Origin of the sequence: Acetivibrio straminisolvens JCM 21531 (assembly GCF_000521465.1) — a bacterium.
GTDB classification, from domain to species: domain Bacteria; phylum Bacillota; class Clostridia; order Acetivibrionales; family Acetivibrionaceae; genus Hungateiclostridium; species Hungateiclostridium straminisolvens.
In genome coordinates this window covers 1-775 of sequence record NZ_BAVR01000178.1, presented here as the reverse complement: position 1 = coordinate 775, position 775 = coordinate 1, and the positions used below count along the sequence as shown (strand labels likewise).

The following is a 775-nucleotide window of genomic DNA, read 5'->3' as shown; positions in this document are numbered from 1 at the left end:
TAGTTACTGCTACAGCTTCAATTGCTGAACGGTTTGGCCTATATCCATACGAATTGCTACTAAATATACGCTCAACTAACTGCTCAAAACTTATGCGGACGGTCATTTGTGCTACTCTGTCTTCTATAGTCGGTATTCCCAGTAACCTTTTCTTTCCGTTTTTCTTTGGTATTTCAACTCCCTTAACTGCTTTTGGGAAGTAGCTACCTGATGACATCCTGTTCCATAGTTTGTATAGGTTGTTCTTCAAATCCTTTTCAAATTCTTCAAAGTTAACACCATCAACTCCACCTGCACCATGATTCGCTTTTACACGTTTCTATGCTTCCAGGACTTGATGTCGTGAAATCTCAAACGACTTTCCTTCTTCCATTAAATCCTCCCATTTCTGGTTGTTTAATTTTGAAGTATAGATAACAGAACTCCTTCGCTCCATTACCATTACAGTAACTTCTACACTACTACGAATTCTTCCGCATCTATGCTCTACATCGCTACTTTCATCCTTGTCATTCCTTCGCTTGGATTTTTCACTTTACATTAGAGCACAGATTTCTCCTGTTCCTTGTAAGAGCCTGTACCAAGCTCCTGCAATCTTTACGCCGACAGCATCTGGACAGTAATCAGGTTCCCTTCAAATTTATCCCGCGTGGTCAAAAACACCCGGTTTAGACTGTATTTACGTATTAACGACGCTTCCTCGATTGTTCATTTTCATTCAGCTTCTTGGTACGCACTTGATTGATTCATCAACCTTTTCCTGTCACGCTCAATA

General features: G+C 40.3%; 1 pseudogene. It reads right to left on the bottom strand.

Annotation, left to right across the window (positions count from 1 at the left end):
- Positions 1-373, bottom strand: a pseudogene (locus JCM21531_RS18625) (group II intron reverse transcriptase/maturase); the annotation flags it as partial.
- Between the last annotated feature and the right edge of the window lie 402 nt (positions 374-775).